This is a genomic window from Salinicola sp. MH3R3-1 (assembly GCF_001937155.1).
Lineage (GTDB): Bacteria > Pseudomonadota > Gammaproteobacteria > Pseudomonadales > Halomonadaceae > Salinicola > Salinicola halophyticus.
Genome location: NZ_MSDP01000039.1, coordinates 1 through 6939 on the forward strand (window position 1 = coordinate 1; position 6939 = coordinate 6939).

General features: G+C 60.5%; 6 protein-coding genes and 1 tRNA gene. 1 reads left to right on the forward strand and 6 read right to left on the reverse strand.

The features are described 5' to 3' along the window. From BTW08_RS17365 to BTW08_RS17385, 5 genes are all read right to left on the reverse strand, one after another. Positions 1–1492 (reverse strand): NAD-dependent succinate-semialdehyde dehydrogenase (locus BTW08_RS17365; protein WP_075563765.1); only part of this gene is annotated, 1492 nt, incomplete at its 3' end. A gap of 250 nt (positions 1493–1742) precedes the next feature. Continuing rightward, positions 1743–2192 carry a DUF4190 domain-containing protein gene (locus BTW08_RS17370; protein WP_075563766.1) on the reverse strand — a complete coding sequence of 150 codons (450 nt, stop codon included), beginning with the start codon at positions 2190–2192 and terminating at the stop codon, positions 1743–1745. Between the two features lie 71 nt (positions 2193–2263). After that, positions 2264–2821, reverse strand: coding sequence for a GTP cyclohydrolase I FolE (folE, locus tag BTW08_RS17375; protein ID WP_075563767.1), 558 nt, complete (start codon positions 2819–2821; stop codon positions 2264–2266). A 184-nt stretch (positions 2822–3005) separates the two neighbouring features. After that, positions 3006–3992, reverse strand: coding sequence for a serine/threonine protein kinase (locus tag BTW08_RS17380; protein ID WP_075563768.1), 987 nt, complete (start codon positions 3990–3992; stop codon positions 3006–3008). A 40-nt stretch (positions 3993–4032) separates the two neighbouring features. After that, positions 4033–4788, reverse strand: coding sequence for a ComF family protein (locus BTW08_RS17385; RefSeq protein WP_246837786.1), 756 nt, complete (start codon positions 4786–4788; stop codon positions 4033–4035). Positions 4789–4928: 140 nt separating this feature from the next. Between BTW08_RS17385 and BTW08_RS17390 the strand changes: the two genes are divergently transcribed. Then, positions 4929–5013 (forward strand) — tRNA-Leu (locus BTW08_RS17390). A 274-nt stretch (positions 5014–5287) separates the two neighbouring features. Here the strand turns inward: BTW08_RS17390 and BTW08_RS17395 are convergent. Further along, on the reverse strand, positions 5288–5785 hold the full coding sequence (locus tag BTW08_RS17395; RefSeq protein ID WP_139313706.1) for a hypothetical protein: 498 nt from the start codon (positions 5783–5785) through the stop codon (positions 5288–5290). Between the last annotated feature and the right edge of the window lie 1154 nt (positions 5786–6939).

Consider the following 6939-nt stretch of genomic DNA (forward strand, 5'->3'; position numbering starts at 1 on the left):
ACTTTTCCCCCAGATCGATGCAGAGGTACTTGGTCTCCATGTACTCGTCGAGGCCATACTTGGAGCCCTCGCGACCCAGGCCTGAAGCCTTGACGCCGCCGAAGGGGGCGCTGGCATTGGAGATCAAGCCGGTGTTGATACCCACCATGCCGTATTCCAGCGCTTCGGCGACCCGCCAGACGCGACCCAGATCCTTCGAGTAGAAGTAGGACGCCAGTCCGAACTGGGTATCGTTGGCCATGCGCACCGCTTCCTCTTCCGTTTCGAAGGGGAACACCGCTGCGAGCGGCCCGAAAGTCTCCTCGGTGGCGACCTTCATGTCCGGTGTCACGTGGCTGACCAGCGTCGGCGAGAAAAACCGCCCACCCAACGAGTGCTCGTGACCGCCCAGCAGCAGCTGCGCGCCCTTGTCGGTCGCATCCTTGATGTGGTCGGCCACCTTGGCCACGGCGTCATCATCGATCAGCGGGCCGATATTGACGCCCTCTTCGAAGCCGTCGCCGACCTTGAGTTCGCTGTTCATCGCCGCCGCCAGCTTTTCGCTGAAGGCATTGACCACGCTGGACTGCACCAGGAAGCGATTGGTGCAGACGCAGGTCTGCCCGGCATTGCGGAATTTCGAGGCGATCGCGCCTTCGACCGCTGCGTCGAGATCGGCGTCCTCGAACACCAGGAACGGGGCGTTGCCGCCGAGCTCGAGCGAAATTTTCTGGATATGCTGGGCAGCGTTGGCCATCAGCGAACTGCCGACTTCGGTCGAGCCGGTAAAGGTTACCTTGCGCACCACCGAAGAGTCAGTCATCGCCTTGGCGATCTCGCTGGCCTTGCCCGGCACCACGTTGAATACGCCACGCGGAACGCCAGCCTGTTCCGCCAGCGCGGCCAGCGCCGTGGCCGAAAACGGTGTCTGACTGGCCGGTTTGATCACGATGGTACAACCCGCTGCCAGCGCGGCGGCGGCCTTGCGCGTGATCATCGAAGACGGGAAGTTCCACGGCGTGATCGCGCCGACGACGCCAACCGGCTGCTTGGTGACCACGATACGCTGCTGGGTACTCGCGGCGGGGATGGTGTCGCCGTAAATACGCCGCGCTTCCTCGGCAAACCAGCGCATGAAGCTCGCGGCGTAAACGATCTCGCCCGCGGCCTCTTTCACCGGCTTGCCCTGCTCGGCGGTCATGATCGCGGCCAGTTCATCCTTGTTCTCGAGCATCAGCTCGTACCACTTCATCAGGATGTCCGCCCGCTCCAGCGCGGTATGGTTGCGCCATCCCGGCAGTGCGGCCTCGGCGGCCTCGATGGCACGTTCGGTCTCGGCGCGCCCCAGCCGCGGCATGCGTCCGAGGATTTCGCCATTGGCGGGGTTGTCGACCTCGATCTGCTCGCCACTGTCGGCGGCGACCCAGTTACCATCGATATAGGCGAATGGCCTGAACAAGGCGCTCTCTTTGACGGACTGTGCTTTGTCGGACTGCGCTTTGACGGATTGCATGAATCACTCCTTCCTTGATGTGCTTGCCGGCGGCGGGCTGTTGCCTCTCGCCGATCCGGCCAATGCCCCATGCCGGGAAATCGAGAATGACGCCGATCTGCGGCAACGATTCCAGGCTGACGATTCTACAGCACAGGATGGCGGGTTAACGTCGCCTTCGCCAGTCGTCGATCGCGCCCGCCATCGTGATGTCCTTGCCGAGGGTGGTGGAACCGCGCCGACAGCAGCAAACACTCTCGGCACGGCCGGCTCACCACTGAGACCATAGCGTCACCCCCACGGCAATCGCGATTGCCGTGCCGCTCAATGCGTAGCCGTTGAAGCGCTGTGGGTTGCGATGCACCTGATGCAGCCCCGCCCACGCCAGCACGAGGGCCAGGACTTCGGCTATCGGCGCGTAGCGACCCGCACTCAATCCGGCGATCGACACCACGAAGGCGGCCAGGGCCCAATGCGAAAGCTGCTTTCGCCGCGTCTTGCCGTGGACGTCACGAGTGCTGCTGGCACGGCGCTGCGTTTCCGGTCGATTGAAAACCTGAATGGCGTGACCGTCGCGCAGCGCGAAGCGAACCGCGATGCCGGCGCTCGGCAATCCTCTGCCACGCCACTGCGAGAAATCGAACGGATAGCGTTGGCCGTCGTCGCCCTCGATCTCGCCGATCTGGGTATCATCGTCGAATTGGTACAGCCGACCGTCCATGCGTCTTTCCTGGCGGGATGGGTTTACGCGTCGAGATGGCCGACCTGCGACGAGGCCGGCCGAAACGCCTGTCAGCGGCCATTGACCAGCATCAGGAACTCCTGACGCGTGGTCTGATTCTTGCGGAAGCTCCCCAACATCACCGAGGTCGTCATGCTGGAGTTCTGCTTCTCGACGCCGCGCATCATCATGCACATGTGCTGTGCCTCGATCACGACACCCACGCCGCGGGCCTCGGTCACCTGCATCACGGCTTCGGCGATCTCACGGGTGAGATTTTCCTGAATCTGCAGACGCCGGGCATACATGTCGACGATTCGCGCAAACTTGGACAGCCCCAGCACCTTACCCTGCGGTAGATAGGCAATATGACACTTGCCGATGAAAGGCAGCACGTGATGTTCGCACATCGAGTACATCTCGATATCTTTGACCAGCACCATCTCGTCGGTATCGGAAGCGAACACCGCACCATTGATCAGCTCTTCCAGGGACTGATGGTAGCCCTGGGTCAGAAACTGCATCGCCTTGGCGGCGCGCATCGGGGTATCGCGCAGGCCCTCGCGCTCGGGATCTTCTCCCAGCTTCTCGAGAATGCCGTGATAATGGCCTGCCAATTGCTCTGTCATGTTGCTGCCTTGTCTTTCGGTATCAATCTATCGGTGTCATCGACCGAATGCGTTCGCCACGGCGATCGCATCCGGCTCCCCTATCGGTCATCCGCTGATTCTAGCGAAACTCCCCCGACACCACTATCTCGATACTGTCCTGCCTGGATCTCCCGGTGCGACACCCATGCGTCAGGCCACAGCCTCAGGCCAGCCAGCGCGGCGAATCGAGCGCGATCCGCTGCTGCTCGAGATGACGGATGTGCTGATCCCAGTAGCCGCTGTCGGCAACGTAGGGGAAGGCGCGCGGAAAGGCCGGATCCTGCCAACGCGCCGTTACCCAGGCGCTGTGCCGGATCAGCCGCAGAGTGCGTAGCGCCTCGATCCATTCGAGCTGGCGGCGATCGAACTCGCGAGTCATCTCGTAACCTTCGATGACTTCGGAAAGCTGCATCTGCCACTCCTCGGGGGACTGCGCCGTCAGCAGCATCCACAGATCCTGTATCGCCGGGGCCATGACGCAGTCGTCGAAATCGACCAGCGAGAACTGTTCGTCCCGCCCCAGCATGTTGCCGAGATGGCAGTCGCCGTGGACCCGCTGCAACGCGCTTTCCGGCCAGGCGTGATCGGCCAGCAGCGGCAACAGGGCGTCGAGCGTCCGGCCGTAGATCTTGCGCTGTCGGGTATCGAGCCAGCGCGCCTCGAGCACGCGCGTGCGACTCTCCTCGATCATCGGGATTGGATCGAATCGCAGCCGATGATGGAAGGGTTTGCGTGCGCCGACCTCATGCACGCGACCGATCAGTTCACCCAGCGCAAACAGATGTGCGGGATTTTCGAGTTCCGGCGCCTGCCCGACAACATTGGCGAACAGCGTGAAACGGAAACCTTCGAAGTGATGCAGCGTGTTGCCGCTGGCGTCTTGCCAGGGCGCGCCGACGGAGATCGACTCCGCCGCGAGGGCGAGGAGAAATTCATGCTCCTCGAGGATCTGGGCGTCGCTCCAACGCTCGGGGCGGTAGAACTTCACCACCCAGCGTCGGCGGTCGTCGTCGGTCAGCGAGTAGACGCGGTTTTCGTAGCTGTTGAGCGCGAAAGGCTCCCCGGGCAACCACAGGCCCAGAGACTCGACGGCCTCGACCACCCGCTGCGGCGTCAAGGTCTCGAACGGATGCAGGGAAACGGCGCTCATACGGACCTCGGCTGACGGCGAAATGCTTGCGCGCATGCTATCAGATTCGGGTCGACGGCGTACGCGCGAACGCCATGACGGTCACGTTCTCGGCTCCCGCCTCGCGGCAGGCAATGGCCAGCGATTCCAGCGTGGCGCCGGTCGTCATGACATCGTCGACGACCGTCACAGAGGCCGGCAATCGACCCGCCACGAGGAAGGCCCGCTTCACGTTGCGCCGCCGGGAGATTCGATCCAGGCCCCGTTGGGAAGGCGTCTCGCGTGAGCGCTCGGCCTCGATCACCGGAAGCTCGAGATGCGCAGCCAGACGTTGCGTCAGCCACGCGGTATGATCGAATCCCTGTTGCCGGGTTCGCTCGCGCTGACCCGGCACACCGATCAACGCCCCGGCGGGTTCGATCGATGAGCCGAACGATGACAGCATCAGTCGAATCAGCACTTCGCCGGCGCGCGCGTCTGCCGAAAACTTGTAGCGCTGAATCAGACGTATCATCCGCCCCTCGTAGCGCAGCGGCACCCAGGCAGCCGTCTGCGCCGGCGGATGCCGCAGACATCGCCCGCATCGAAGCGATACCATCGATCCCGGCAAAGCGCTTGGCAATGGTTCCGCGCACAGCCCGCAGGCACTGCGATTCCACGGCATCTCGGCATGACAGTCGGCACACCAGGGCACGCCATCGGCAACGGGCGCCCAGCAAAAGGCGCAGTAGCCCGGCAACGCCCTCTTCAGTTGGGCATTGATCCAGGCCAGTAGCCCGCGCGCCACCGGTGGAAGGATTTTTGCGCCTCGCCGCATGACCATTTCTCTCGAACCATTCAGTCATGATGTCGACCGCATCGATGGAAACTGAAGCCAGAATGACGGATTGTTCGCGCACGTCGAACGACGATTGACATCGAGGAAGGCGTCAGTAGAATAAGCGCGCCTGTCGACATGCGGATGTGGTGGAATTGGTAGACACGCTAGATTTAGGTTCTAGTGCCGTAAGGTGTGGGAGTTCGAGTCTCCCCATCCGCACCAAGGCAGCTTTCTTATCTCCCCCGAGCAGTTTCCCCAGCACCAAAAGTCCGCGGCATCGCGGCTTTCTTTGACGGCTCCAGCTCCCTTCACCGGATCCAACTCCCTTCATCGGATCCAACTCTGCGTGCCCCGCTCACAGCTCCCTGCCTGTAAACCGGCTCGTACATTCGAGGCTTGTCATCGGAGACTCGCACACTGCCGGCTAGCGCGGTGTCGGCTCGTATATGGGAAGTGCCTAGATTAATACGGGTAGGCTCGGCGGCCGGGATGATGCTCAACCGTCGAGATGCCGGATCCACTGGCGTACGCGCCAGCGTTGCAATCGGTTGGCGTAGCGCTTGGTATCCAGCGATACCGGCACCAGCGTGCAAGCCTCGTCGTCGCTCATATGGAGACGGAAACGACGCTCGGCACCGATCGGATGATCTTCACTGCCGTAGATGGCCACCACGCGGATATCGAGAAAGTGGAAGACCGTATCGTCCGTGGGCCGATCATGATCGAGTGCTACGTCATGGACGCTGCACAGACGTCTCAGAATCGTTTCGAACGTTCCAACATGACTGAAACTGCCGGGCAGCATAGGGCCCTGACTGGAACGCATCCCTTCTTCACCCTCCTCGCTCTTTGCTGGGGAAGAATCAGAATCCTCGGAGTCGGACCCGTTCTGCCGATGATCAGCCTCGAAATCGATCATGTCGTTGGTCAACGACCCCTTGCTGGTGTGCAAGGTCACGATGATGTGTTCCAGGAAGATTGGCTCGGAACTCATGTTACTGATCAGACAGAGCGCGGAGAGATCGTTACCGTGGCCACGATTGATGATGATCCGCGGACGCCGGGTGCGGGCAAAGTTTCGATAAAGAATCTGGGCGTAAAAAAACCAGACGAAAAGCGTCAGTATGCTCGTGATGGCGCTGATGGATTGACTATGTGCGGACAACCATTCCATGGTCGTGATTAACCCCTACCTGCGTGACGAAAAACGCTAATGTAAGCGACAGCGCTGACAAGCGATATAACGTAGTTTGCATGACGGGATCGATGGAATGGCCGATCGACTCAGGCCCCTAGATACAAATCCTGATATCAGGAACACTGAAACACTAAAGGCGGGCCTGGAGGCCCGCCTTCTACTTACCCGTTCAAGCCCGGACTCCTGTCCTTCCATGACGTCTTCCTGACGAAAAGCGGCTAACGGTAATACTTGAGCCTGACCACCATCGTCCTGATGCCGACAGGCCGGCAGTCATCCTTGACTGCGACTCCAACTCATCCGTGTATCCCTTCACCCATCCTTGGGTGTGATGAGTCAGCTAACGAAGCCAAAGTTATACAAGAGTTGTTTTTGCGTCAAGACTTTTGCGAAACTTTATTGCCGGATGACCCTTTGTAAAGCCGTCCTGCCACTAGACCTCTTCCCCGACACGGTTCACTGGCCCTGCCATGTGCAGAGGGCCGGCTGACTGAAGTGAGAAGATAAGAAACGATGGCGAACGATCATCGAACCGTTCAACTCTTTGTTAAATAGGAGGGGAAAATCGACGGAAGGACGCCGATTTTCGAGGCACCTGTCCATACCCGCGCCATGAAACCCAATGTCTGAGGACAGAGGGCGCACAACACATCAGCCGGTTACGCGCCAACTCTTTTCAAGCCCTGAGCCTTGCGACTCATTCCCTGGCCCATGCCACTAACCAGCGCAACGCGCAAGTCCCTTGGTCACGTCCCTGCAGCAGCCTTCACGAAAAGAGTTGTGACAGATGTTAGATCAATACATTACAGACGGCAAAGCCGCGTACAAAATAAGTCCACCCCTCGCGACGTACCTGCCCCGATCAGCGAACCATGGTAAGCAATAGATTCTGATACGGACTGCACAAGCTGTTCGACAAGCGCCGTATCGTGGATTGCACGAGGTCGTTG